General features: G+C 65.3%; 23 protein-coding genes and 2 pseudogenes. 15 read left to right on the forward strand and 10 right to left on the reverse strand.

Translation table 11 applies throughout. The features are described from left to right. Window positions 1-24 precede the first annotated feature (24 nt). Both helR and AB0J29_RS00550 read left to right on the forward strand, forming a co-directional pair. Window positions 25-2235, forward strand: a complete 2211-nt coding sequence (gene helR / locus AB0J29_RS00545; protein WP_364777008.1) for an RNA polymerase recycling motor ATPase HelR — start codon at window positions 25-27, stop codon at window positions 2233-2235. Window positions 2236-2439: 204 nt separating this feature from the next. Next, the gene (locus AB0J29_RS00550; protein ID WP_364777010.1) at window positions 2440-2622 is read left to right on the forward strand and encodes a hypothetical protein; all 183 of its coding nucleotides are present in this window, start codon (window positions 2440-2442) and stop codon (window positions 2620-2622) included. Window positions 2623-2700: 78 nt separating this feature from the next. Here AB0J29_RS00550 and AB0J29_RS00555 read toward each other — a convergent pair whose 3' ends face one another. The 3 genes from AB0J29_RS00555 to AB0J29_RS00565 form a co-directional block, all read right to left on the reverse strand. Continuing rightward, window positions 2701-3177 carry a nuclear transport factor 2 family protein gene (locus AB0J29_RS00555; protein WP_364777012.1) on the reverse strand — a complete coding sequence of 159 codons (477 nt, stop codon included), beginning with the start codon at window positions 3175-3177 and terminating at the stop codon, window positions 2701-2703. Between the two features lie 186 nt (window positions 3178-3363). After that, the gene (locus AB0J29_RS00560) at window positions 3364-3828 is read right to left on the reverse strand and encodes a hypothetical protein (protein ID WP_364777014.1); all 465 of its coding nucleotides are present in this window, start codon (window positions 3826-3828) and stop codon (window positions 3364-3366) included. A 69-nt stretch (window positions 3829-3897) separates the two neighbouring features. Beyond that, window positions 3898-4428, reverse strand: a complete 531-nt coding sequence (locus tag AB0J29_RS00565; protein ID WP_364777016.1) for a DUF1772 domain-containing protein — start codon at window positions 4426-4428, stop codon at window positions 3898-3900. A gap of 87 nt (window positions 4429-4515) precedes the next feature. On the opposite strand from AB0J29_RS00565, the gene AB0J29_RS00570 reads away from it, so the two are divergent. Then, window positions 4516-5103, forward strand: a complete 588-nt coding sequence (locus tag AB0J29_RS00570) for a TetR/AcrR family transcriptional regulator (RefSeq protein WP_364777018.1) — start codon at window positions 4516-4518, stop codon at window positions 5101-5103. A gap of 51 nt (window positions 5104-5154) precedes the next feature. After that, on the forward strand, window positions 5155-5703 hold the full coding sequence (locus AB0J29_RS00575) for a DinB family protein (protein ID WP_364777020.1): 549 nt from the start codon (window positions 5155-5157) through the stop codon (window positions 5701-5703). Window positions 5704-5860: 157 nt separating this feature from the next. Here the strand turns inward: AB0J29_RS00575 and AB0J29_RS00580 are convergent, their stop codons facing one another. Together AB0J29_RS00580 and AB0J29_RS00585 are read right to left on the reverse strand one after the other, a co-directional pair. After that, complete coding sequence (locus AB0J29_RS00580) at window positions 5861-6361, reverse strand: GNAT family N-acetyltransferase (RefSeq protein WP_364777022.1); 501 nt, start codon at window positions 6359-6361, stop codon at window positions 5861-5863. Between the two features lie 197 nt (window positions 6362-6558). Then, window positions 6559-6713: pseudogene (locus AB0J29_RS00585) on the reverse strand (response regulator transcription factor); the annotation flags it as partial. A 138-nt stretch (window positions 6714-6851) separates the two neighbouring features. On the opposite strand from AB0J29_RS00585, the gene cqsA reads away from it, so the two are divergent. Further along, window positions 6852-8084 (forward strand): alpha-hydroxyketone-type quorum-sensing autoinducer synthase, encoded by a 1233-nt coding sequence (gene cqsA / locus AB0J29_RS00590; protein ID WP_364777024.1) that lies wholly within the window; start codon window positions 6852-6854, stop codon window positions 8082-8084. A gap of 14 nt (window positions 8085-8098) precedes the next feature. Here the strand turns inward: cqsA and AB0J29_RS00595 are convergent. The 3 genes and pseudogenes from AB0J29_RS00595 to AB0J29_RS00605 all read right to left on the reverse strand — a co-directional run. Continuing rightward, window positions 8099-8209, reverse strand: a pseudogene (locus AB0J29_RS00595) (DNA-binding response regulator); the annotation flags it as partial. A gap of 84 nt (window positions 8210-8293) precedes the next feature. Next, a complete protein-coding gene (locus AB0J29_RS00600) occupies window positions 8294-9895 on the reverse strand; it encodes an NTF2-like N-terminal transpeptidase domain-containing protein (RefSeq protein WP_364777026.1) in 1602 nt (533 codons plus the stop codon). Window positions 9896-10487: 592 nt separating this feature from the next. Then, window positions 10488-11096, reverse strand: coding sequence for a hypothetical protein (locus tag AB0J29_RS00605; protein WP_364777028.1), 609 nt, complete (start codon window positions 11094-11096; stop codon window positions 10488-10490). 283 nt (window positions 11097-11379) lie between these two features. Between AB0J29_RS00605 and AB0J29_RS00610 the strand changes: the two genes are divergently transcribed. The 3 genes from AB0J29_RS00610 to AB0J29_RS00620 all read left to right on the forward strand — a co-directional run bounded on the left by AB0J29_RS00610 (window position 11380) and on the right by AB0J29_RS00620 (window position 13395). Next, the gene (locus tag AB0J29_RS00610) at window positions 11380-11958 is read left to right on the forward strand and encodes a TetR/AcrR family transcriptional regulator (RefSeq protein WP_364777030.1); all 579 of its coding nucleotides are present in this window, start codon (window positions 11380-11382) and stop codon (window positions 11956-11958) included. Then, entirely contained in the window at window positions 11955-13175 is a 1221-nt protein-coding gene (locus tag AB0J29_RS00615) for an NADH:flavin oxidoreductase (RefSeq protein WP_364777032.1), read from the forward strand. The genes AB0J29_RS00610 and AB0J29_RS00615 overlap by 4 nt, the downstream gene beginning before the upstream one ends. Window positions 13176-13236: 61 nt before the next feature. Beyond that, entirely contained in the window at window positions 13237-13395 is a 159-nt protein-coding gene (locus AB0J29_RS00620) for an SDR family oxidoreductase (protein WP_364777034.1), read from the forward strand. 41 nt (window positions 13396-13436) lie between these two features. On the opposite strand, the gene AB0J29_RS00625 is transcribed toward AB0J29_RS00620, so the two are convergent. Then, window positions 13437-14261: an alpha/beta fold hydrolase gene (locus AB0J29_RS00625; protein ID WP_364777036.1), complete on the reverse strand. Its 825-nt coding sequence runs from the start codon at window positions 14259-14261 to the stop codon at window positions 13437-13439. 8 nt (window positions 14262-14269) lie between these two features. Further along, a complete protein-coding gene (locus tag AB0J29_RS00630) occupies window positions 14270-15763 on the reverse strand; it encodes a PucR family transcriptional regulator ligand-binding domain-containing protein (protein ID WP_364777038.1) in 1494 nt (497 codons plus the stop codon). Between the two features lie 169 nt (window positions 15764-15932). Here AB0J29_RS00630 and uraD point away from each other — a divergent pair, with 169 nt between their 5' ends. The 7 genes from uraD (at window position 15933) to AB0J29_RS00665 (ending at window position 22784) form a co-directional block, all read left to right on the forward strand. Beyond that, a complete protein-coding gene (gene uraD / locus AB0J29_RS00635; protein WP_364777040.1) occupies window positions 15933-16445 on the forward strand; it encodes a 2-oxo-4-hydroxy-4-carboxy-5-ureidoimidazoline decarboxylase in 513 nt (170 codons plus the stop codon). Next, window positions 16442-16741: a hydroxyisourate hydrolase gene (gene uraH, locus AB0J29_RS00640; protein WP_364777042.1), complete on the forward strand. Its 300-nt coding sequence runs from the start codon at window positions 16442-16444 to the stop codon at window positions 16739-16741. Before uraD ends, uraH begins: the two co-directional genes overlap by 4 nt. A 3-nt stretch (window positions 16742-16744) precedes the next feature. Next, complete coding sequence (gene pucL / locus AB0J29_RS00645) at window positions 16745-17620, forward strand: factor-independent urate hydroxylase (protein WP_364777044.1); 876 nt, start codon at window positions 16745-16747, stop codon at window positions 17618-17620. Window positions 17621-17622: 2 nt separating this feature from the next. Next, window positions 17623-18498 carry an FAD binding domain-containing protein gene (locus AB0J29_RS00650; RefSeq protein WP_364777046.1) on the forward strand — a complete coding sequence of 292 codons (876 nt, stop codon included), beginning with the start codon at window positions 17623-17625 and terminating at the stop codon, window positions 18496-18498. Next, window positions 18498-18968, forward strand: coding sequence for a (2Fe-2S)-binding protein (locus AB0J29_RS00655; RefSeq protein WP_364777048.1), 471 nt, complete (start codon window positions 18498-18500; stop codon window positions 18966-18968). Before AB0J29_RS00650 ends, AB0J29_RS00655 begins: the two co-directional genes overlap by 1 nt. Further along, window positions 18965-20356 (forward strand): 8-oxoguanine deaminase, encoded by a 1392-nt coding sequence (locus AB0J29_RS00660; protein ID WP_364777050.1) that lies wholly within the window; start codon window positions 18965-18967, stop codon window positions 20354-20356. The genes AB0J29_RS00655 and AB0J29_RS00660 overlap by 4 nt, the downstream gene beginning before the upstream one ends. A gap of 94 nt (window positions 20357-20450) precedes the next feature. Continuing rightward, window positions 20451-22784 carry a molybdopterin cofactor-binding domain-containing protein gene (locus tag AB0J29_RS00665; RefSeq protein WP_364777052.1) on the forward strand — a complete coding sequence of 778 codons (2334 nt, stop codon included), beginning with the start codon at window positions 20451-20453 and terminating at the stop codon, window positions 22782-22784. Window positions 22785-22798: the final 14 nt, after the last annotated feature.

Here is a 22798-nt window from a genome sequence, read left to right on the forward strand (position 1 = left end):
TCGAGCCGGGAAAGGAGGGGCATTTTGACTACCCAGGGGTATGAAGACGAACTGCGGTCCGAGCGGGACTATGTGGCCGGACTCTATGCGCGGCTCGATGCCGAACGCGCGCGAGTGAAGGGGCGGTACAGCGCGGCGTTGCGGGGAAATGGCGGGTCGCCGATGGAACGGGATGTCGAGGTGCGGGCGCTGGCCAAGGAGGCGAAGCGGCTGGACGTGGCGGACAACGGTCTGTGTTTCGGGCGGTTGGATACCGTGTCGGGCGAACATTCCTACATCGGCCGGATCGGCATTTTCGATGAGGACAACGAGTACGAACCGTTGTTGCTGGATTGGCGGGCGCCCGCCTCGCGCGCGTTCTACATCGCCACCGCCGCGACCCCAGAGAATATGCGTCGGCGCCGCCAGTTCCACACTCGTGGGCGTCACATTGTCGATTTCACCGATGAGGTTCTCGGCCGCCCGAGTGCCGGTGCGCGAGGGGACGCGGCGCTGCTCGCCGCGGTGAACGCACCGCGCGGTGCCGGGATGCGCGACATCGTGGCGACGATCCAGGCCGAACAGGACCAGATCATCCGGCTCGATCATTCGGGTGTGCTGGTGATCGAGGGTGGTCCAGGCACCGGCAAGACCGTGGTGGCGCTGCACCGCGTCGCGTACCTGCTCTACACCCAGCGGGAGCGGATGGAACGGCACGGGGTGCTCGTAGTCGGACCGAATCCGGCTTTCCTCGATCACATCGGCCGCGTGCTGCCATCGCTGGGCGAGACGAATGTCGTATTCATGACCACCGGCGACCTCATGCCCGGTCTGCGCGTCACCGCCGAGGACACCCCGGAAGCCATGCGGCACAAGGGTTCGCTGCGGATCCTGGACGTGCTCGCGACGGCGATCGCCGATCGCCAGCGGCTGCCGGAACAGCCGGTGCGCATCGAACTGACCGATGTCGCCATGCGGATCGACGCCGAGACAGCGGAGTGGGCAAGGGAGGAGGCGCGCGCGAGCGGGCTGCCGCACAACGAGGCCCGCGCGGTGTTCAGCGAGATCGTCACCTACGTGCTCACCGAACGGGCGATAGCCCGGATCGGCCGCGGCTGGCTGAACCGGAAGGATCGCGAAGCCTGGGAGAACCTGCGGACGGATCTGCTCGCCGAACTCGCCGACAACGACCAGTTCACCGCCGCGCTCGACGAACTCTGGCCGATAATGACGCCGGAAACACTACTGGCACAGCTGTATTCGTCCCCGGAGCGGTTGCATGCGACCGGTGCCGACCAGTCGCTGTGGCGTGCCGACGGTGCGGCGTGGACGGTGTCGGATGTGCCGCTGCTCGACGAACTGGTCGACCTGCTCGGCCGCGACAAGGCGGCCGACGAGGCCGCCGCACGCGCCGCCGAGCGGGAACGCAAGGCCGAGGCCGAGTACGCCGCCGGTGTGTTCGACACCCTCATCAAGCGCGAGGACCTGAACGACGACATCGGTCTGCTCGCCCAGGACATGCTCTACGCCGAAGACCTTGCCGAGCGTTTCCTCGAACGCGACACCCGTGAACTCGTGGAACGCGCTGCCGCGGACCGTGATTGGACCTACCGGCATATCGTGGTCGATGAGGCCCAGGAACTATCCGAAATGGACTGGCGGGTATTGATGCGGCGCTGTCCGGGCCGATCCTTCACGGTGGTCGGCGATCTCGCCCAACGCCGCTCGGTGGCCGGGGCGACATCGTGGGACGGGATCTTCGAGCCGTACGTGCCCGGACGCTGGGTCTACCGGTCGCTGTCGGTGAACTACCGCACCCCGGCGGAGATCATGACCGTCGCCGCCGCGGTGCTCGCCGAGTTCGCACCGGGAGTCCAGCCACCGGAGTCGGTCCGTGCGTGCGGTGTCCAGCCGTGGGTCAGGCGGGTGGCCGAGGGCGAATTATCCACTGATATAGCGGAATTCGTGCGCAACGAGGCGGTTCGCGAAGGCACCAGCGTCGTGATCGGGCCACCGGGTGTGCCGGGCACGGTGCCGGCATCGGAGACGAAGGGTCTGGAATTCGACGCCGTCCTGGTCGTGGAACCCGAGCGGATCCTCGCCGACGGTCCACGCGGCGCGGCCGAACTCTACGTCGCCCTTACTCGCGCCACCCAACGCCTCGGCGTCTTGCACAAGGGCCCCTTGCCGCAGGCCCTCACCGGACTTACCGAAATCCGCCCACCTGCCGAGTCCGGGAGTCAACAGTTGGCATAGCGATTCGCGTGGGCCCCAGGCATGTGAATTCGCCGGGGCCATCGAGGAGCTCGCCCGTGTGGAACAGTGCGCCGTTTGCGGTGGTGGAGACGGGATCACTCCATCGCACCACAAACGGGTCGCCCGACTCGTCCTCCGAAATGATGACGTACGCCGGGCCTTTCGGCCGACGAATGGCACCCGGCCTGGCGGCAGGATTACAGCATGCAGATACGACTCGCGACCATCTTCGGGGTATTGCTCGTTGTCGCTGGGGCAGCGTTGTGGCTTTTCGCGCGGGACGCCGAATTCTTCTGGTTCCGGGGTGGGCCACTTGGGGCCGTGCTCGTAGTGGTCGGGGTGATCGACATCGTAAACGCGCGCAGGACGGACCGGCGGCGGCTTTGACGTGGATGTGCTTCTCGATCGCGGCAGCGGCAACCGGGAAGGCTCCGCACGTCGGCCCGGCCGGCAACTGCGAGATTGCTATTGCGGTGCGTTCGAACCGCTTTGATCGTGCTCAGGTGCCTGTGTTTCGAATGCCTGGGCGACGGCGAGGCTGTCCTCGTAGACGTGATGACGGGTGATGAGGCCGTTTTCGATGGTGAGGTGTAGCGCGAAACGGGAACGATAGGCGCGTCCGGTGGCGCGGGCGGTCTGGCGGATTTCGCCCAGTACCACCGCATCCGGGCCGTCGACCAGGATGCGTTCGATCACGGTGCCCACCCGTTTGGGTAAGTGGTGGCGAGCGATTTCGCGGTAGTGTTCGGCCGCGTCGGCGCGCGTGGCGCGGTGCCGGATCCACGGGGTGGCGGATCGGTTGTGCTCGTTGTCCGGCCAATTCAGTTTCCAGTCGCTGACCGGGGCGTAGAGCGCGGCGGTGGCGTCCGGATCGCCCGCACCGATCCGGCGCAGCAACTCCTCGACGACGGTGCGAGTGGTGGTCGTCCCGAGATCGTTCATGCCTGCCACCGTGCCAGCACCGATGTGCCCCGTCGATTACCTCCGACGTAATACCTCAGCAATGATTCTCGGTTTCCTGGTCTCCGGGTGTTTCAACACACCCGCGTCGACGAGGGAGATGGCGTTACCGCGCAGCCGAAGCGACGCGGTAGACATCGAATTACGTTGGCTGGGCCCGGAGTTGGGCTAGCTGGCCTTGTATTCGACGGTGCAGTCGCCGTTGGTGTAGTTCTGGCCCGATCCGTGGTTGGCAGCTGCGAGTGTGAGCGGGACCCGGCCTGGCTCGGTCTTCATATCGGGAATGGTCAGCACGTTGTCGGAGCCCTGGACACGCGCTGTGGTCTCGGCTTGACCGTTCTTGCCAGTATCGAGATTCGACCAGGTGACGCGGAATATCTGGTCGTAGGGAGTCTCGGACTTCGCATCAGTGTGCATGGTCAGCGTGATCGATCCGTTGTTGTTCGGCTCGACGAATACCTCACTCGATGCCGTGACGGAGAAGTCGTCGGGCGTTGGATAGGTGATCGTGCACAGTTTTTCCGATGACGAGCCTGGCGCGGCGATTGCTCCGGGCGCGCCGACGAGTGCTGCCGCACCCAGGCATGAGATCGCGACGATGGCTGAAAAGCGGTAGGAGGTAAGCAAATTCATCAAAACCTTCCGAACGAACTGGCTGCTGGCCTTGAGCCTAACAGGGCAATACCGAGGGGCGGAGCACGTTCACCGGGCCGTTGCGGGGATCTCGGCCGAGGGGTTGTAGGCGGCAGGGCGGGGGGCTCGGGTGTCGTCGTGTGACCGGGTGGATCCGACGACGACTGCGATCACCAAGAGGAAGGCGAGCAGTGCGCAACCGGTCCGGGTGAAATGGAATAGTTCCCAACGCCGCAGGATATCGGCATAGTCGCTGGGCGGGGTGCCCACGGCCCAGCGCTTGATCTGCTGGTTGATCGGCACATTCCCGAACCGGGTCACCAGGAACGAGAGGAATGTCAGCGCTGAGGCACTCGCCGCGATCCAGCGGGGCCAGGACTTCGACCGCGTTGCCAGGATCAGTGTGCTCAGGACGGCGAGCCCCATCAGCGCCTGCATCACCGGGCCGTTGACCCGCATCAGCGCGGTATGGAAGGTGAATCGAACATCAAGGGGCACTTCGCGAAACGCGTACAGCACGTTCACCGCCCCGTATCCGAACGCCCCGGCGAGCAGACCGGGGAACAGCAGCGCCGCGGCGCGGACGGATTTCGACAGCATCGGAACTCCCATCTCAGATATCGCAACATCGAGTTGCGATATTGTCAGCGTGCCCTCTGCACGTCGATATCGCAACAAGGAGTTGCAATGAGTTCTGTCGCACCCCTCGGACGGGGACCGAAGGTTCGCGCTGCCGTGCTCGCCGCGGCCGTCGACGAGCTGAGCGAGCACGGGTACGCCGCGTTCACCGTCGACAACGTCGCCCAGCGCGCCGGTGTACACAAGACCACCGTCTATCGGCGCTGGCCCGACCGGGATGACCTGATCGCCGATGCGCTGGCCGACAGCGTTGCCGCGGAAATCCCCATCCCCGATACGGGTTCGATCGAGGACGACCTTCGCGCGCTGGCGCGCAGTCTTGTCGCATGGATCAGCAGCCCGTCCGGCCGGGCGGTCCTCGCTGTCATGCTGGCCAATGCCACCGGACAGCCGGCGCCACCCGCCTCCACCCGACATGCTTTCCGCGACCGCATCCGCAAGGCGCTGCCGGTCGTGACGCGCGCCGTCGAACGCGGTGAGCTTGCTGCTGGCACAAACCCCGCCGAGCTGATCAAAACCCTTGTGGCACCGATATATTTTCGCGCGCTGATCACCCGTGAGTCGGTGGACGACAGCACCGCCGACGCGGCCGCCGCAGTGGCGATGGCGGCGGCGCGCGCCGGTGTGTTCGGCTGAGTCGGGATAAATCAGTTGTCGCAATCAGTGCGGCCGAGCAGGCTGTCGTGCATGGTTGCGTCGCGTTCCGCTCTGCTGCGCTGGCAGTTCGAACTGGTCTGGTCGTTGTTCGAATTTCATCTCGAGCGACTGGAGCCGGGCGACTTCTTGTGGGAGCCGGCAGGTTTGACGTGGACAGTGCGCCAGGACGAGACCGGCGTCTGGGTGCCGGACTGGGCGGACTCCGAGCCCGATCCGATCCCCGTGCCCACCATCGGTTGGATCAGCTGGCATATCGGATGGTGGTGGAGCGTCACCATCGATCACCTGCGGGGCCGCACTCCACCGGACCGCACCGAGATCACCTGGCCGGGACCAGGGCCAGCGACCATCGACTGGCTGCGCGGCCTGCACAGGGACTGGTTGCAGATCCTGGACCAGAATGTCGATCTCGATGCGCCAACCGTGCTTCCATGGCAGAACGACCCCGACAAATCCATCGCCCACACCATCGCGTGGGTGAATGCCGAACTGATGAAGAACGCCACTGAGATCGGCCAGTTGCGGCTACTGCGGACGGCTCGGTCGCCAGAGGCTGTGCCGACACCCGGTCCTCGATGACGTCGTCGGGTAGATGGTCGATCGAAAACCAGTGAGTCGATCACCGCAGCCGACAGGCGTGTCGGCGAATCTATGCACCACTAGTTCGACGGGAAACCGTCAAGGGCGGGCAATTCCTGCCTCGGCTCGCGAATCTGGCGGGAAAACACCGGCTCACCTAGCTTTTCGGCGAAATGGCGATCTGTTTGACGTAACGGTGGGCGGGAACTGGTACTGGGCCGTTGGGGCCCGGGGCCTGGTGACTGAACAAGCCCTCATCGATCCATCCGTTGCGGGCATAGAAGGCGCGGGCTCGGGTGTTGCCCGGAACTACGGCCAACCAGGCTCGGGAATGCCCTTGCGCGCCTATGCGATGTTCGGCGGCGGCGAGTAGAGGGGTGGCGACTCCGGTGCCGCGGTGGTGGCGGGACAGGTAGACCTGGTCGACCTCGTCATCGAGGGTCATGACGAAACCGGCTACCTCGTTGTCGATGATCGCGACGACGGTGTCGTCGATGCGTTGGGCAGCGCGCGTACCGAAGGAGTCCGGTGGGCGGACGGCGATGAGTTCGTCGGGGACATTGCCGAGGTGGGCGTCGCGCCAGCCCTCGTACCAGATGGCCGCGATGGATTCGGCATCCTCGGGTTGGGCGGGACGCAGGTGCGGGGAATCGGTCATCTGGGGAATGTAGCGCGGTCGGAGTTGACATGAACCATGGTTGAGGTTGAAGGCTGGCGGTATGAATCGACCGGGTCGCCGGTGAACACCCGATCCGCTAGCGTCAGTGCGCGATTGATGTTTCCACACCGAGAGCATGTGCGACTGGACGGGAACCAGCGATCCGCCACCAGCACCGGTCCGCCGCGCGAGTGCTACACGACGACGTCATAGTCGTTCACCCGACTCGCTCCAGCACATCCGCGCCGTCGTACAGCACATCGACCGCCATCGCATGTCGCCGCAGCCCATAGGCTGTCGCGTCGGCCAGCAACCGCTCGTCCTCGACCACCAGTACCCCGCACCCGACCATCGGGCCCGTTGTCGCTGTCGGCTCTGTTAGCGCGACACTCGCGTCGAGTCGGTGAATCCTGCGCATGTCGCGATGGGGAATGATTCAATCTGCTCGGTGTGTGCTCTGTAGTAACTGATTGCAGTGAAAGGAGTTCAGATGACGATGTCGGTCGCCGACCGCATATTCCTTCGCGTCAACCGATTCCATACCGAACGCATCGCGGTCGCATGGGGCGGACGGCATATTCTGCACGGTCGCAAACCGAGGTCGGGTGACATCGTGCTGACCAGTAACGACCATCTCGCGCTCGCTCGCGAGCCGTATATCATCGGTGCGATGTGCGCGGCGTTGCAGAACGCGAGCGGGGGAGCGCCGCCGTCGGGCGTCTTCCTGCACGGCCCGGACCATCCGCAGATCGCGCTGGAGCGGACGCTTGCCGAACATATGCGGGCGGCGGCCGGAATTCTGTGTCAGTCGGGCTGGGATGCGAATGCCGGATTGCTCCAGTCGATCGCCGACGTGCATACGCCGGTCTATGTCGATCACATTGCCCATATGTCGTTCTGGCACGGCGCGAAAACCGCTGGTGCGCCGGTATATTCGTTCCGGCACAATTTTCCGGGCCATCTGCGCGAGGAGATTCGTCGACACGGCCCCGGCATCATCGCGGTGGATTCGATCTATGGCACCAACGGGAGCCGCTCTCCGCTGACCCAGATCTGCGATGTCGCCGACGAAACCGGCAGTGTGCTGGTGGTCGACGAATCGCATTCGCTCGGCACCGACGGGCCGTACGGCGCGGGCATGGTGGTCGCGCTCGGCCTCACCGACCGCGTGCCGTTCCGAATCGCCAGCCTTGCAACGGCTTTCGCGGGACGCGCCGGATTCATCGCCGCGAACAGTATCGACTTCGTCGACTACTTCAAGATGGAATCCGATCCCGCCGTCTTCTCCGCGACGCTGCTGCCGCACGATATCGCCGGTCTGGCCGCGACGCTCGAGGTGGTTCGCGTCGACGATTGGCGGCGGGTCCGGCTGCGCGAGATCTCCGCTGTCGTGCGCCGTGCGCTGATGGCATTGGAATTCGACCTGGAGGGTTCGGCCAGTCATATCGTCGCGCTGCAGACCGGTCCGGATGAGCGCACGATCGCGATCCGCGACTTTCTGGAGGCCCGCGGCGTTTTCGGTTCGGTCCTCTGCTGGCCGGTCACCGCGCCCGAGCGCGCGCTCATCCGCTTCTCGCTGCATGCCGGTCTCACCGATATGCAGGTGGATCGACTCATCCAGGTGTGCGCCGAGGTTCGCGACATCTTCGGCGCGATGGCACCGATGTGGCACGAAAGGCCCAGGCTCGAACCGCCTGCGGCGCAACTCGTGCCGACTCGGTGAGCTGGCCGGCGCAGCAGTCCGGTGCGTTTGTCGTCGACCTCATCGCGCGCGGACAGCAACAGCATCGGCGCGGCGACCCTGCCCGCGCGCAGCCGCCGCAACAGCCCGAACCCGTCCATGTCCGGCTCTGCTCTGCTCATTCAATCAGGGGGCCGTGCGGAACAACGGCCGAGCTCAGGACACGATGGGCGTTGGCTGTGAGCCGTCGGTCAGCTATCGGGCTCCGGATGGAAAATGCGTTTGGCTGCCTGAATCAGGGTCTCGCGGCTGTCCGGGTTCTCGACATGGAGCGCGAAGGTCAACTCGCCGGTATTCGCCAGCAGCCAGCCCTGCCCGCCCGTGGTGGTGATATATCCGCCGCCGCCGATCAGGCCACGGAGCTGGTCGACCGCCTTGGTGGGCAAGGGTGTCGACGCGGCGGAAGTCGTCGCCGGGCGACCGACCTCGATCATCGGCGGGGTTATGCGCCCATTGGCAATCGCGGCGGTGAAGATCGCCATGCCGTAGGGGCTGGCCTGGATGTCATTTGTCCGGCCGCCGCCTCGGACCTCATCGGTGCCCGGCGCCGGGATCCGCGAACTCGCCTTGTCCAGACCATTCAGCTCGAAATCGACGCCGAGGCCGAACATGCGGGCGGCCTGGGTGATCTCGTCGAGGGATACGTTCTGCGGCGGTTTGTGTGCGATGTTCGCCGCGGCCGTGCGCAGTAGTTCGGACGTGCCGCCGATCGGGGCGAGTCCGGCGAAGGCCATCGATTCGTTCGCGCTGGCCGCATTGTTGTCGGCGGCGGCGACTACGGCTCCGGTCGCGGTGCGGATGACGACCACGGCCGTTGGATTCCCGACGTAGTTGACCGCATCCTGGGCAGCGCGTTGCCAGTGCGGATCCAGGGTCGCGGACACATCCGGTGCCGGTGCGCCCAGCTGTCCGGCGAGGTTGGCTATCGGATGCCCGTCGAGTCCCGAGAGCTGCACCGCCCAGCCCGCGGTCCGGTCCCGGTTCTCCTGCCACGCCGTGCGCAGCGCGTCGAGCATGGGTGATTGGATGCGCCGGTCGGCGGCGATCAGCCGTGGCTGCGCCTGCGTCACCACCCCCGGAATCGGCGCGATATCCGGTTCGAGAACCGCGAAGTCGTCCTGCCGCAGATTCACCGCGACCACTGGCTTACCTTGGGCGGCGGCGAGTTGCGCGCGCAGGGACTCACCCGTGATCACCGGGGCAATCGGTTCGATGGCCTTGGCCAGCGCGTTGGTGGTGGCGACCGGATCGCTGATGCGGGTGGGATCGAGCCGGACCACATCGATGATCTGCTCGGTCATCAGTGTGTGTCCGAGGCCGTCCTTCACCACGGGTGTCGGCGGCGCGTAGGCCTTTACCAAGTGGACCGTGCTGCTGTTATCCAATTTCGGCACCACGATGGTCGGGTCCCAGGAGATGCGCCAGCCGGTCGCCAGCTTTCGCACCGTGCCCTGCGCATCGTAGGTCCATTGTCGATCGGGTCCGAATTTCCAACCGCCCTGCAGGGCGAAGATTCCTTCCCCCTTGCCCAATGGGATGAATTGGGTCAAATGGAAGTCCGGGGCACCCTTGCTCAGTCCGTCGAATACCTGTCGCAGCGACACCACGGCACTGCCCGGTTGGGCGGTCAACTTCGCGGCGTTATCCGCGTCCCGCTTGTTCAACAGTTCGGTGAACCGTTCGACCGCCACCCTGGCGTCCTCCGGATACTCGTCGAACGAACCGGCGCATCCGCCGAGTGCCAGTGCGAGGATTACGGCCCCCAGGGCCGCCGAGCAACGTGCGCGGATCATATGAAGTCCGGCGCGATGACCAGGGAAATACTCATCGGGATCCTCGATTCTCGAGTTCAACCGTGACTGATGGTCGTCAGCATCCGATAGCGCAGCGCACCGGACTTCGAGGCTAGCCCGCGCATTCGGCAGCAATCCACTCGATAAATCGGATAGCTGCCGAATTGCGATGGACTCGAAATATGGCCTTATGTTGGCTTCCCGCAACATGTTCGAGCCGAGCGAGGGACCCCGGCGAGTGGCCGAGGTCCCGTCGGATGACGACTGCGCGGTGGGCAGAAGACGCGAAGTTGTCGAGGATGTGCGCGAAAACGAGGCCGTCCTCGCCGGGATCGTTGCGCCAAGTCGTTCGGCTTCGCGACCGTGGCCGCGGCATCCTGGACGAGTGCGGAGAAGGTCGCGTGATCGGCCGACGCGTCGGTGGTACGCGAGATGCCGCCGCTGGGTGCTTCGCTCGCGGGATAGCTGACCAGGTCGTAGGTGTAGGCATTCGGGTCGGCGGCGTAACCCCAGCCGAACAGGTCGCGGCGAACTTCTCGACCGCTTGCGGCTTATCGCTGCCGACCTGGAGCCGCGGATCGGGTTGCTTCGGTCAGCGGCGGGGGGAGACCAGCATCGGTTCGTGTAGGTCGAAGAATTCGACTTCGCCCATGAGTTCGCTTTCCTCGTCGAACAGGGCGCGTAGATCGTCTGGGATCTCCAGCTTTTCGTGGGCGCGGGCCTCGGCTTCGGAGGTGAAGTAGACGGCCTCTACGTAACCGTCGCTGCCGTAGGTCGCCAAGGTGCCGCCGAGAATTTCGGGACGCAGTTCGTGGATGCGCTCGGTGCCTTCGGCGAGCAGTTCGCGCATGCGGCGCGGATTGCGGGTGTGGCCCTCCATGACCTGGACGAACCCGGCCTGATCCGAGCCACCGCCCAGCCACTGCGTTACCTCGGGGCAGTCCATGAATGTCACCGGTCCGTCGAAGCACTGCTCGGTCTCGGCCCACCACGCGCCCTGCTCCGGACGATCGCTATTGCGCCGAGCCGCCTCCTCGGATTCGAACCTCGTCAATGCGATGAACGTCCCGTCATTGCACAACCCGCTCGTCATCCCGAGATAGCCGGTGGCTCCCGGCTGCAAGTCCTTGGTCCACCGATCCATGCAGCGACGCAGCCGATCGGCGTCGGCAACCTTTCCTTGAATAACTTGGATGAACATCGAGTCCTCCTAGTGCGGAGGGGTCACTCCGCTGTGTTGCGAGGCTGACGCATCGTGGTCCACCGAGGGCGCTTGGACCGCACGGCCCGCGAACGCGGCCACCGCACAGCTAATGGTTCGCCGCCGGGTGGATGAACGCAAGCGTGGCGACTCGCCTAATCCAATGGCCAGTTCTCGACGTGTCTTCCGATGATCGGCATAGCGGGGCGCGGAATCGACCGGACCTGTTCCACTGATTCAATCAATGATTGAAATACCGATTGAGATGTGGTTGGCTACGTTCATGACAGAGAAGCTTTCGTCGGATACGCGGGGTCGTCTGCTCGCCGCGGCCGAGCGGTTATTGCTGACCGAGCGCTATGACGAAGTTTCCGTGCGGGCGATCTGTGCCGCGGCCGGGGCCAACCCGGCCGCGGTGCATTATCACTTCGGGTCAAAGGAGGCGCTGGTCACGGCGATGCTCGAGGACCGACTCGGGCCGCTGTGGGCCGACCGGTTGTCAGTGGTGACGGGTGCGCGCGGTTCGGTGGCCGACGTGGTGGACGTGGTGCTGGAACCGTTCGTCACGTTGGCCGATGATCCGGTGGGTCGCTTGCACTTACGGCTGCTGGCGCAGTTCGTCCTCGGCGGGCATCCGATGCTGTGGAATCAGCGGTGGTTCCGCATGGCGTCCTGGGTGGAATTGCTACCCGAGCTGACCGAGGCCGAAAGCCGTCGGCGCTGGGCCCTGGCCTTCGATCTGATCATCATGCGATTCGGCGGAACCGGATCGCAGGACCGGGGGATGTCGCAGGCGGCGATCGCCGCATTGCGGGAGTTCGTGGTGGCCGGTCTGACCGCCCCGTCGAAAGAACTGAAATGACAGACATATTCACACCGGCACGGCTCGGGCCGATCACTCTGCGCAATCGCGTGATCAAGGCGGCGACATTCGAGGGACGCACCCCGGATGCCCTGGTCACCGATGATCTGATTGCCTTCCACCGCGAAGTGGCGGCCGGCGGCGTCGGTATGACGACCGTCGCCTACTGTGCGGTGGCGCCGGGCGGGCGCACCGACCGGCATCAGATCTGGATGCGCCAGGAGGCGGTCCCGGGTCTGCGGCGGCTGACCGCTGCCGTACACGCCGAGGGCGCGGCGGTCAGCGCGCAGATCGGACATGCGGGTCCGGTCGCCAATGCGGCCTCCAACCGTTACCCCGCCCTCGCGCCGAGCCGTATGTTCAGTCCGCTGGGCATGAAACCGATGAAGGTGCCCAGAGAGCACGAGATCGGCGAACTCGTCGCGGCGCATGCCACGGCCGCGCGGCTGGCCGAGGAATCGGGGTTCGATGCGGTCGAGATCCACTTCGGGCACAACTATTTGACGAGTTCGTTCCTCAGCCCACTGCTCAACCGGCGCACCGATCGCTACGGTGGTTCGACCGAGAATCGAGCGCGGTTGGCGCGCGAAATCGCCCTTGCCGTCAAGGAAGCCGTGGGTGACCGGCTGGCGGTGACCGCGAAACTGAACATGGAGGACGGCGTCCGGGGCGGTCTGACGGTCGCGGAGTCGCTGCGAGTGGCGGCTTGGCTGGAAGCCGACGGCGCACTGGATGCTCTCGAATTGACCGCGGGCAGTTCGCTATTGAATCCGATGCTGCTGTTCCACGGCACCGCGCCGCGCAAATCGTTCGCGAAAGTGCTTCCGGCACCGGCACGTTGGGGCTTTCGCGTGGTCGGCCGCTCATTCTTGAAGGAGTACCCGTATCAGGAGGCATACCTCTTGGAGCGGGCCCGCCACTTCCGGCGGGAGTTGTCGATGCCGCTGATCCTGTTGGGTGGCATTACGAATCTGGACACCATGCGGCTCGCCAGGACCGAGGGCTTCGAATTCGTCGCCATGGCCCGTGCGCTGCTGCGTGAACCGAATCTGTTGCACCGCATCGAATCCGAGGTAGCCACCCGGTCCGCGTGTATCCACTGCAACGAATGCATGCCGACCATTTACACCGGAACCAAGTGCCTGTACCGGCTCGACAGCCCGGTGATCGCCGAAACGCCGCCGGTCGACGCCACCGTGCCGGAGGCGCGGGCGTGAGCGTCGTCAGCGGTGGTGCGCGCGGAATGGGCGCGGCACATATTCACTACGGAGGAAAGCGGTGGACGTCGATCGGAACGAGAACACCTTGGGCCGCTTGGGCTTGCCCGAGGAGGTGACGAGTCTGGTCGTTTTCCCGGCCGGTACCGAGTCGAGCTTCTGCAATGGTGCAGAGTACGCCGTCGACGGCGGCATGACCGCAGGGTCCGCCTTCGGCTGATCCCACGGCAATACGCGAGCCCGGCGCGGGCAAATCCCGAGTCAGCGCGCTTCGGCGCGGTCGGTCAAGAAGGTTTCGACCAGTTGGTTGACGACATCGGGAACTTCGGCGGCGGCGAGGTGTGCGGCATTCTCGATAACCGTCAGCTCCGCGCCGGGAATGCTGCGCGCCATGGACTCGAGTTCGGGTACCGGAAAGGTGCGATCCTCGCGACCGCCGACGACCAGGGTGGGGCAGGTGATCGCGGCGAAGCGGTCGCGTTGGTCCTGGCGCTCGATGACCACGGATCGGACCGCGTGCACGACCGATTTCGGGTCGTTGCGGCGGGCGGTATCGACGACTCGGCGCACGACATCGGGGCGCGTGCGTTCGGTTGTCGGTCCAAGGAAAGCACGCACCACCGATCGGGTGAGCGGCGGGCGGATACCGCGCAGAATACCGATGATGCCCAGCAGCGCCATGTACTGCAATTTCTGACCGGCCGGGGCCGGTGAGGCCGTGCCGTTCATCAGGATGGCGGATCGGACGCGGTCCGGAAATGCAGCGGCGAAGGTGCCACCGATCATCGCGCCCCAGGAGTTTCCGATGAAGTGGGTCCGCGGTAGTTCGAGGTGGTCGAGGATGTCGACCACACAGCCCGCGCAGTCGTCGAAGGTGAAGCCGTGGGTGAGTGGACCGGATTTTCCGTGGCCGGGTGGGTCCACCGCGATGGTCAGGTAGTTCTCGGCGAAGTGGGCGACCTGAGGGTCCCAGAGACCGGCGTCCATGAGCAGGCTCGGCCACAGCACGAGCGGATCGCCGTGCCCGGTTGTGACGACGTGCAAGGTACCGAGTCGGGTCGGGATGTAGAGATCCGTACTGTTCATGGGTTCCTTCAACGTAGGGCCAGGGCGAGGAAGAAGTCGACCCGGTCTTCGAGGCGGGACAGATCGCGGCCGGTGAGTTCTTCGATGCGCTGGATGCGATAGCGCAGGGTATTCACGTGAACGTGAAGTAGCTCAGCGCATTTGGTCCACGAGCCGGACACTTGGAGGAAGGTCTCCAAGGTGTGCACGAGGTCGGCGCGATTCTCCTGGTCGTAGCTGCTCAACGGGTCGAGCAGGCGCAGGCGGAACATGCGCCGAACTTCGTCGGGAACGCTGGCCAGCAGGAGCATATGGGTGGCCAGTTCGTCGTGGCCGACGACGCTGGTCGGGGTGGGGCGATCGGCGGCCAGGCGGCGGGCGTAACGGGCTTCTTCCACAGCACCGCGCAGACCTTCGCCGTCGACGATGCCGCTGATCCCGATCGAGAGGTGAGCGCCCCGCAGGCCGGGCTCCAAAGCGGTTACGGCGCGGTGGATTTCGCTGATTATCGAGTCTTCAGCGGGAATCAATGCGATGGCTTCGTCGTCGACCACACCCGCGGCCGGCCTTTTGCCGTACAGAATTTCGCGCAGCAGGACACGTAATTCACCGGGGCGCAAGGCATCTGCACCGGCGGCCACCGCGATATAGGTCTCGGCGGGGCCGAGGCCGGTCAGTGCGAGACGGGAAATGATCTCGGCGGGTTTGGCATCGGAGACGATCAGTTCGACGAGTTCCTGAGCCAGGCGGCCCTCGACGCTCTGGCGATCGTCGAGGCGAGCGCGTTCGAGGGATACGACGGCGGCGAGTTCGCCGGTCAGGGCGCGGCGTTCTTCCGGCCAGTCCTTGTGGTCGCCGTCGAAGACCAGAAACCAGTCGGCGGCGCGAGAAGTGCCGTGCTCGTCGACGGCGAACAGCGAGTAGCGAGCCTTGTTGTGGACCAGCACATGGGGGAGGCGCCGCGCGTTCAGGAACGCGGCCGTGACCTCGACCGGCGGTAGTGCGGCGGGTCCGGCCACCACGCGCCCGGTGGACGCAACGACCCAGCAACGCATCCCCAGATCGCGTTCGATCAGCTCCAGCACCGAGCTCAGTCCGGTACCCGAAACCAGTTGGCGGTGGCGATCGAGGATGGCGGTCAGATCGGCGGCGCGCCCGGTGGACAGATTGCGCGTCAACGTCTCGACGATCTGGGCGAAAGAGACATCCGCACTGACCCGGAACAGCGGCATCCGATGCCGCTCACAGGCCTCGACGATATCGGGCGGCGCGCTGCCGTAGCGGGCATCACCTGTGGCGAGTCCGGCGACTCCGGCCCGCGCCAGCGCCCGTACGAAGGTCTCGCTGTCCTCGGGGGTGCGATGCCAATACAACCCGGTCAGCACCAGCTCACCGCCGGAGAGAAAACGACTCGGATCGAGCATGTCGGTGGTTACTGCCCAGCGCACGAATCGGTCGAGTTCTTCCTCGCCGGTGACGAACTCGAGACCGAGATCCATGGTGAGAAGTGATCTGAGTCGCACACTTGCCGAGGCTAACAGCCAATCCTGAGCTAGCCCAGAGCCCACATTGGATATTTGCACAAACCTGCGCATGTGAACTGTCGCACACTTCAGATTTCTGGTTCCTAGCAGCGCTGATGAACGGCGGGTGTACTTACGACATCGCAAAACAAGCTCGATGGGAGATCGGATGTCCGGTGAGATCGGATGGCTCAACGCACTGCCTCCGGACCAGGCCGAGGCGGAACTGCTGACCTGCTGCGCCTCACGCGTCTGGGCGCAGAAGGTGGCGGCGCACCGGCCCTACGTGGACAGCATGAGCCTGACGGCCGCCGCGGTCGCCGGGGTGCGGGAGCTCGGTTGGCCCGATGTCGAGGAGGCGCTGTCGGCGCATCCGCGCATCGGCGACCGCGCGAAGGCTGGCACGAACGAGCGCGAGGCCAAGTGGTCCGCCGGTGAGCAGTCGGGGACCTCGGGAGCCAACCCCAAGACCCTCGATGACATCGCGGCGGGCAATCGGGCCTACGAACAGCGGTTCGGACACGTCTTCCTGATCCGCGCCGCAGGGCGCTCCGCCGACCAGATCCGCGCCGAACTGCGCAGGCGTCTGGCGAATACCGCCGAGGGCGAGCGCATCGCGACCCAACGCGAACTCGCCGATATCACCCGGCTGCGAATCCGAAAGCTGTTGGAGGACAGGTGAGTCTGTCCACCCATGTGCTGGATGCGGCATCCGGTCGCCCGGCGGCGGGGCTGCCGGTGCGGCTGGAAAAGGCCGACGGCAGCGTGCTTGCCGAGCGTCGCACCGATGACGACGGGCGCATCAAGGATCTGCCCGCGCCCGAAATCGGTATCCACCGGCTGATTTTCGAAACCGGTGAACTCAGTCCGTTCTTCCCGTCGGTGACCATCGACTTCCGTGTCACCGACCCAGCCGAGCACTACCACGTGCCGCTGTTACTCAGTCCCTATTCCTACTCAACCTACCGAGGTAGCTGAACAATGTCGATCAAGCTTGGGCCGAATAGGTACGGCAAAGCAGAAAACCGTGTCGTCCGGGTAACGAAAACCGGTGGCGTCCATGAGATCCGGGATCTGAACGTCGGTGTGTCGTTATCCGGGGATATGGAAGAGGTCCACCTGACCGGCGACAACGCGACGGTCCTGCCGACCGACACCCAGAAGAACACCGTCTTCGCCTTCGCCAAGGAACACGGCATCACCTCGCCGGAAGCGTTCGGTCTTGTGCTGGCACGGCATTTCGTCGATTCCCAGTCGACCATCCACCACGCGCGGGTCTCGCTGGAGGAGTACGCCTGGGAACGCATCGTGGTCGGCGCCGGCGACAAGCAGTATTCGTTCGTGCGCTCCGGCCAGGAAACTCGGACTGCGCGGGTGCACTACGACGGCGAAAACGCCTGGGTGGTTTCGGGTTTGACGGGGCTGGTCGTACTCAACTCGACCGGTTCGGAATTCCACGGCTACATCAAGGACAAGTACACAACGCTGCAGGAGGCCTACGATCGCGTACTGGCCACCGAAGTCAATGCGGAGTGGCGTTTCGCGAGCGAACCGGGGGACTGGGACAAGGCCTACCGCGAGGTCCGCGGCGCCCTGCTCGAGGCATTCGCCGATACCTACAGCTACTCGCTGCAGCAGACGCTCTACGCCATGGGCGACCGGGTGATCGCCGCGGTGCCCGAGGTCTGCGAGGTCCGACTGTCGCTGCCGAATAAGCACCACTTCGCCGTCGACCTGTCCAGCTGTGGACTGGAGAACGACAATGAAGTGTTCTACGCCGCCGACCGCCCCTATGGCCTGATCGAGGGCACCATACTCAGCGAGGATGCCCCCACGTCCGGACCGGCTTGGGAGTGACGATGGATTTCCTACGACCCGATACCTGGGCCGAGGCGCTGGCGCTCAAGGCCGCCAACCCGGAGGCCAAACCCATCCAGGGCGGCACCGATGTCATGGTCGAAATAAACTTCGACCACGGCCGTCCGACGGCATTGCTCGATCTGAACCGCTGTCGCGACCTGTTCGATTACTCCACCGAGCCCAACGGCCGGATCCGGATCGGCGCGGGCGTTCCGTACGTGCGCATCATCAACCGGCTCGGCCGCCAGTTGCCCGGTCTGGCCCAGGCTTCGCGTACCGTCGGTTCGCCACAGATCCGCAATCGCGGCACGGTCGGCGGCAATCTCGGTGGCGCGTCCCCGGCCGGTGACGCCCATCCCGCGCTGCTGGCTGGCAACGCGGTGATCGAGGTGGAATCGGCCGCGCGCGGCACCCGCCTGATCCCGATCGACGACTTCTATGTCTGGGTGAAGCGCAACGCCCTGGAGCCCGACGAACTGATCCGCGCCATCTGGCTCGAGCCCGCGAGCGGACCGCAGTACTTCGCCAAGGTCGGCACCCGCAATGCCATGGTGATCGCGGTCTGCGCGTTCTCGATCGCATTGCACCCCGAGACCCGCACGGTCGGCACCGGCATCGGATCCGCCGGACCGACGCCGCTGCGCGCCGAACCGGCCGAGCAGTTCCTCGCCGATGCGCTGAACTGGGATGACCCGGCCCCGTTGCCGTCCGATGTCGTCCGCGAATTCGGTGAACTGGTCTCGGCCGCCGCCAAGCCGATCGATGACGTGCGCGGCACCGCGGAGTACCGCAAACATGCCCTGAGGGTGCTGGCCCGCCGCACCCTGTCCTGGGCCTGGACGGACTACCTGGCAGAAAGCAGGAGGGCAGCCTGATGCGTGTGACCTTCGATGTGAATGGCTCGCAAGAGTCCGTCGACGATGTGTGGGAGGGCGAGAGCCTGCTCTACATGCTGCGTGAGCGCATGGGCCTGCCCGGTGCCAAGAACGCCTGTGAACAAGGCGAATGTGGTTCGTGCACAGTCTATTTGGACGGCACGCCGGTGTGTTCCTGCCTCGTGGCCGCGGGCCAGGTGCAGGATCGCTCGGTGCGTACCGTCGAGGGCCTGGCCGAGGGCGCGAAGCTCGATCCGATGCAGCAGGCGTTCGTCGAGGCCGGTGCGGTCCAATGCGGTTTCTGCACACCGGGTCTCATCGTGCAGGCGCACGATCTCATCGAACGCAATCCCGATCCCTCCGACGTGGAGATTCGCGAGGCGCTCGCCGGAAACCTCTGCCGCTGTACGGGATACGAGAAGATCCTCGACGCGGTGCGGTTGGCCGCGGCACGGAAAGCCGGCGGATGAGTACAGCCTCGCGTAGCGATTCCGGGAGCGGTGGTGGTCGGGTCACGGACGGGCGTAAGACTGTCGTTGACAATGCCTACATCGCCCCGGTGGTCGGTGCCGAGATCGCGTCCGGATATGTCGTCATCTCCGATGGCCGCATCGAAGCCCTCGGCGCGGGACCGGCACCGATCGTGCCCGGCGCCGAAACGATCGACGGCACCGGCTGTTTGGTGACCCCGGGCCTGGTAAACACCCATCACCACCTCTTCCAGTGGGCGAGCCAGGGCCTGTTCCAGGATTCCACCCTGTTCGAATGGCTGACCGGCCTCTACCGCACCTGGGCGCGCATGGATGCGGATGTCGTGTACGGTGCGGCTGCCGCCGGCCTGGGCTGGCTGGCGCTGACCGGCTGCACCACCAGCAGCGACCACCACTACATCTTCCCGAAAGGGCGCGGCGACCTGTTCGAGGCCGAGGTGCGCGCGGCGGGTGAGATCGGCCTACGTTTCCACCCGTGCCGCGGTTCCATGGACCGTGGACAGCGGGACGGCGGTCTGCCGCCGGATGAGGTGGTCGAGAGTCGCGACGAAATCCTTTCCCACACTGCCGAAGTCATCGATAAGTACCACGATCCGTCGTTCGATTCGATGCTGCGGGTCGCCGTCGCGCCCTGCTCGCCGTTCTCGGTGAGCGAGGGGCTCATGATCGATTCGGCGACGCTGGCCCGCGCCAAAGGTGTTCGGCTGCATACCCATCTCGCCGAAACGCTCGACGAGGAAGAGCACTGCATCGAGCAGATGAGCTGCACCCCGGTCGAATATATGGAAAAGCTGGGTTGGCTCGGCGAGGACGTCTGGTTCGCGCACGCGGTGCACCTGCACGACGCCGATATCCGGCGCTTCGCCGCGACCGGGAGCGGCTCCGCACATTGCCCCAGCTCGAATGCCCGGCTCGGTGCGGGTATCGCCCGCATCAGCGATCTGGTGGCCGCCGGTGCGCCGGTCGGCCTCGGTGTGGACGGTGCGGCCTCGAGCGAACTGACGTCGCTGGCCGGGGAAATGCGCCAGGCCATGCTGTTCCAGCGCGCGATCAACGGCCCGACGGCCTTCACCGCGCGCCAGGCGCTCGAGATCGGCACCCTGGGCGGTGCCCGTAATCTGGGCCGCCACAACGAGATCGGCAGTATCGAGCCCGGCAAACTCGCCGACCTCGCCATCTGGCGGGTCGACGGGTTCCGCTCGGCGATCGAGGATCCGATCTGCTCCCTGGTTTTCGGACCGACACCGCCGCTGGCCTGGCTGCTCGTCGGCGGGCGCACCGTCGTCGCGAACGACGAATTGCTCACCGTCGCACAGGATGTCGTCGCCCAAGCGGGTGTTGCGGCCCGGAAACGGCTGATGCGTTGATTGCCGTGACGACACTTCGCTGGCGTTCGGCTTCCCCCCTCGATTTATGCCGTCCCGGTCGGCGCAGGAACTTCCATCGAACTCAGGAGGATCGATGACCATCCCACGAACAACCCGGTTTCCGCAGCAGTTTGCCGCACCGGGCAAGGGCGGCATCGGCGAGAGCCCGCTGCGCCCTGACGGCACGCTCAAGGTGAAGGGCGAATTCGCCTATTCGTCGGACCTCTGGATCGACGGCATGCTGTGGGGCGCGACCCTGCGCAGCCCGCATCCGCGCGCGATTATCCGCAGTATCGATATCGCGCCCGCGCTCGCCATGACCGGAGTGCATGCGGTCCTCACCCATGAAGATGTGCCCGGGCGCAAGATGTACGGCCTCGAACACACCAGGGATCAACCGGTTCTGGCCATCGGAGAGGTGCGCCACCACGGTGAGCCCATCGCCCTCGTCGCCGCCGACCACCCCGAGATCGCCCGGCGTGCCCTCGCCGCCATCGACATCGATTGGGAGGTACTGGAACCCATTACCGATCCGATGGCGGTGATCTCGGCTCCGAAGCGGCTGAAGGTGCAGGAGCGCGGCGGCATCGTCCGGCATCAGCCGGTTCGCTTCGGCGACATCACCGCGGGCCGTGCGCTGGCCACCGTGGTGGTCACCGAGGAATACGAGGTGGGCATTCAGGACCAGGCATTCCTCGGGCCTGAATCCGGCCTGGTGATTCCGGCCGAGGACGGCGGGCTCGACTTCTATGTCGCCACCCAGTGGATACACAATGACCTGGTCCAGATCGGCCCGTGCCTCGGCCTGGACGACGACCAGATCCGCATGACCATGGCCGGTGTCGGGGGAGCCTTCGGTGGTCGCGAGGACCTGTCCATGCAGATCCACGCGGGCATGCTGGCCCTGCACACCGGCAAGCCCATCAAGATGGTGTACAACCGCGAGGAATCGTTCTTCGGGCACGTGCACCGGCATCCCGCGAAGATGCTCTACGAGTATGGTGCCGATGCCGCCGGAAAGCTCACCTACGCAAAGGTCATCATCGTCCTCGACGGAGGCGCATACACCTCGTCGACGGTGAATGTCACCGCTAACGCAGCCTCACTCGCCGTGGGCCCGTACGAGATTCCGCATGTCGAGATCGACGCGTACGGCGTATACACCAACAACCCGCCGTGCGGTGCGATGCGCGGATTCGGTGCGGTGCAGGCCTGTTTCGCACACGAGTCGATGATGGACAAGGTGGCCGAGGCGCTGGATCTCGATCCGGTGCACGTGCGTCAGATCAATGCCGTGTCACAGGGTTCCAAACTGCCGACCGGTCAGGTGTTGCACGCGCCGACGCCGATGGCCGAAATGCTCGGGCAGTTGCGGGATATGCCGATGCCACCCGATCTGGACGCCTCGGATATCCGGAACCTACCGGGCGGCGCATCACAGACCACCCACGGCGAGGGAGTGGTGCGTGGTGTCGGCTACGGGGTCGGGCTCAAGAACATCTGCTTCTCCGAGGGCTTCGACGACTATTCGACGGCACGGGTGCGGCTGGAAGTGATTGCGGGAGAACCGGTTGCGCTGGTGCACACCGCCGCCGCCGAGGTCGGCCAAGGGCTGGTAACGGTCGAGGCGCAGATCGCGCGCACCGAACTCGGTATCGAACGGGTCACCATTCACCCGGCCGACAACCAGGTCGGCGACGCGGGTTCCTCATCCGCCTCCCGGCAGACCTATATGACCGGTGGCGCGGTGAAGGCGGCCTGTGAAGCCGTGCGTGAGCGCGTTCTCGCCTTGGCCCAGGCCAAACTCGGTGCCTCCCTGGGGCTGAGACTGGTCGGCGGCAAGGTGGTGTCGCCCACCGGGGAGGTGCTCGCGGCGATTGTCGACGTCCTGGATGAGGGGGTTGTCGAGGAGACCCGCGAGTACCACCACCTGCCGACCAGCCCGATGGATCCGGTTACGGGACAAGGAAATAGCCACACCCAACTGGCTCTCTGCGTACACCGCGCGGTGGTGGACGTGGACACGGACCTCGGTCTGGTCAAGGTCGTCTCCCTGGATGCGGTCCAGGACGTGGGCAAGATCATGAACCCCCTGTCGCTGGAGGGCCAGATCCACGGCGGCTCCGTTCAGGGGCTCGGCCTGGCGGTCATGGAGGAAATCCAGGTAAAAGACGGTAAGGTGCGCAACCCGTCCTTCACCGACTACCTGATCCCGACGATTCTCGACACGCCGTCACAGCGGCTGGAGATTCTCGAGAATGCCGATCCGCACGCCCCCTACGGGCTGCGCGGCGCCGGAGAGCCACCCACGCTCTCCTCGACACCCGCGATCGCCGCGGCGATCCGTGACGCCTGCCGATCACGGGGTGGAAACGTGCGCATCAACCGTGTTCCGGTGCGACCGGAAGACATTATCCGGAGCAGTTGATCAACAGGGCAGCC

This window comes from Nocardia sp. NPDC049707, assembly GCF_040674855.1.
GTDB lineage: Bacteria > Actinomycetota > Actinomycetes > Mycobacteriales > Mycobacteriaceae > Nocardia.

Bases quoted from the DNA above. Each gene is read 5' to 3' on its own strand.
- AB0J29_RS00665 (WP_364777052.1), top strand. From the start codon at position 20,451: ATGACCATCCCACGAACAACCCGGTTTCCGCAGCAGTTTGCCGCACCG.
- AB0J29_RS00610 (WP_364777030.1), top strand. From the start codon at position 11,380: ATGACAGAGAAGCTTTCGTCGGATACGCGGGGTCGTCTGCTCGCCGCG.
- AB0J29_RS00555 (WP_364777012.1), bottom strand. From the start codon at position 3,177: ATGAACGATCTCGGGACGACCACCACTCGCACCGTCGTCGAGGAGTTG.
- AB0J29_RS00565 (WP_364777016.1), bottom strand. From the start codon at position 4,428: ATGCTGTCGAAATCCGTCCGCGCCGCGGCGCTGCTGTTCCCCGGTCTG.
- AB0J29_RS00605 (WP_364777028.1), bottom strand. From the start codon at position 11,096: ATGTTCATCCAAGTTATTCAAGGAAAGGTTGCCGACGCCGATCGGCTG.
- AB0J29_RS00550 (WP_364777010.1), top strand. From the start codon at position 2,440: ATGCAGATACGACTCGCGACCATCTTCGGGGTATTGCTCGTTGTCGCT.
- AB0J29_RS00615 (WP_364777032.1), top strand. From the start codon at position 11,955: ATGACAGACATATTCACACCGGCACGGCTCGGGCCGATCACTCTGCGC.
- pucL (WP_364777044.1), top strand. From the start codon at position 16,745: ATGTCGATCAAGCTTGGGCCGAATAGGTACGGCAAAGCAGAAAACCGT.
- AB0J29_RS00580 (WP_364777022.1), bottom strand. From the start codon at position 6,361: ATGACCGATTCCCCGCACCTGCGTCCCGCCCAACCCGAGGATGCCGAA.
- uraD (WP_364777040.1), top strand. From the start codon at position 15,933: ATGTCCGGTGAGATCGGATGGCTCAACGCACTGCCTCCGGACCAGGCC.
- AB0J29_RS00625 (WP_364777036.1), bottom strand. From the start codon at position 14,261: ATGAACAGTACGGATCTCTACATCCCGACCCGACTCGGTACCTTGCAC.
- AB0J29_RS00660 (WP_364777050.1), top strand. From the start codon at position 18,965: ATGAGTACAGCCTCGCGTAGCGATTCCGGGAGCGGTGGTGGTCGGGTC.
- AB0J29_RS00560 (WP_364777014.1), bottom strand. From the start codon at position 3,828: ATGAATTTGCTTACCTCCTACCGCTTTTCAGCCATCGTCGCGATCTCA.
- AB0J29_RS00650 (WP_364777046.1), top strand. From the start codon at position 17,623: ATGGATTTCCTACGACCCGATACCTGGGCCGAGGCGCTGGCGCTCAAG.
- AB0J29_RS00655 (WP_364777048.1), top strand. From the start codon at position 18,498: ATGCGTGTGACCTTCGATGTGAATGGCTCGCAAGAGTCCGTCGACGAT.
- AB0J29_RS00570 (WP_364777018.1), top strand. From the start codon at position 4,516: ATGAGTTCTGTCGCACCCCTCGGACGGGGACCGAAGGTTCGCGCTGCC.
- cqsA (WP_364777024.1), top strand. From the start codon at position 6,852: ATGACGATGTCGGTCGCCGACCGCATATTCCTTCGCGTCAACCGATTC.
- AB0J29_RS00575 (WP_364777020.1), top strand. From the start codon at position 5,155: ATGGTTGCGTCGCGTTCCGCTCTGCTGCGCTGGCAGTTCGAACTGGTC.
- AB0J29_RS00600 (WP_364777026.1), bottom strand. From the start codon at position 9,895: ATGATCCGCGCACGTTGCTCGGCGGCCCTGGGGGCCGTAATCCTCGCA.